Source organism: Paenibacillus sp. Aloe-11 (genome assembly GCF_000245715.1).
GTDB classification, from domain to species: Bacteria; Bacillota; Bacilli; order Paenibacillales; family Paenibacillaceae; genus Paenibacillus; species Paenibacillus kribbensis.
Genome location: NZ_JH601065.1, coordinates 1 through 1,712 on the forward strand (window position 1 = coordinate 1; position 1,712 = coordinate 1,712).

The window sequence follows — 1,712 nt, forward strand, 5'->3', positions numbered from 1 at the left end:
ATTAAAATTTCACCGGATCTCTCGTTGAGACAGCGCCCAAGTCGTTACGCCATTCGTGCGGGTCAGAATTTACCTGACAAGGAATTTCGCTACCTTAGGACCGTTATAGTTACGGCCGCCGTTTACTGGGGCTTCGGTTCATAGCTTCGCTCTTAAAGAGCTTACCACTCCCCTTAACCTTCCAGCACCGGGCAGGCGTCAGCCCGTATACTTCGCCTTGCGGCTTCGCACAGACCTGTGTTTTTGCTAAACAGTCGCTTGGGCCTTTTCACTGCGGCCCCCTCGGGCTATTCACCCTACCGAGGCACCCCTTCTCCCGAAGTTACGGGGTCATTTTGCCGAGTTCCTTAACGAGAGTTCTTCCGCGCGCCTTAGAATTCTCTTCTCGCCTACCTGTGTCGGTTTGCGGTACGGGCACCTTCTCCTGGCTAGAGGCTTTTCTTGGCAGTCTGAGATCATGACCTTCGCTCCTGCAATTTTCGCTCCCCATCACAGCCCAGCCTTACGCTGTGCGGATTTGCCTACACACCAGCCTCACTGCTTGGACGGACATCCATCAGTCCGCATCACTACCCTACTGCGTCACCCCATCGCTCATAACGGATTACGGTGGTACAGGAATTTCGACCTGTTGTCCTTCGACTACGCCTATCGGCCTCGCCTTAGGTCCCGACTTACCCTGAGCGGACGAACCTTCCTCAGGAACCCTTAGGCTTTCGGCGGATCTGATTCTCACAGATCTTTTCGTTACTCATACCGGCATTCTCACTTGAATGCAGTCCAGCGCTCCTTCCGGTACACCTTCAACCCGCATTCAACGCTCCCCTACCCCTGATGCAAGCATCAAGCCATAGCTTCGGTGGTGTGTTTAGCCCCGTTACATTTTCGGCGCAGAGTCACTCGACCAGTGAGCTATTACGCACTCTTTCAATGGTGGCTGCTTCTAAGCCAACATCCTGGTTGTCTGTGCAACTCCACATCCTTTCCCACTTAACACACACTTGGGGACCTTAGCTGATGGTCTGGGCTGTTTCCCTTTTGACAATGGATCTTAGCACTCACTGTCTGACTCCCGGAAGTAAGTCTATGGCATTCGGAGTTTGACTGAGCTTGGTAACCCTTGCGGACCCCGCACCCAATCAGTGCTCTACCTCCACGACTCTGTTTTCCGAGGCTAGCCCTAAAGCTATTTCGGGGAGAACCAGCTATCTCCGGGTTCGATTGGAATTTCTCCGCTACCCCCACCTCATCCCCGCATTTTTCAACATGCGTGGGTTCGGGCCTCCAGTGCGTGTTACCGCACCTTCACCCTGGACAGGGGTAGATCACCCGGTTTCGGGTCTACGTCCACGTACTCATTCGCCCTATTCAGACTCGCTTTCGCTGCGGCTTCAGCTCTTCACCTTAACCTTGCACGGGAACGTAACTCGCCGGTTCATTCTACAAAAGGCACGCCATCACCCCTAAATTGGGCTCTGACTTCTTGTAAGCACACGGTTTCAGGATCTATTTCACTCCCCTTCCGGGGTGCTTTTCACCTTTCCCTCACGGTACTGCTTCACTATCGGTCGCCAGGGAGTATTTAGCCTTGGCAGATGGTCCTGCCGGATTCATACGGGGTTTCACGTGCCCCGCACTACTCGGGATCCGTCTCGGAGGGAACGGGTTTTGAACTACAGGGCTTTTACCTTCTCTGGCGGGCCTTTCCAGAC

1 rRNA gene is annotated in these 1,712 nt (G+C 54.0%); it reads right to left on the reverse strand.

The features are described from left to right. Nucleotides 1–1,712 (reverse strand): 23S ribosomal RNA (locus tag WG8_RS20225); the annotation flags it as partial.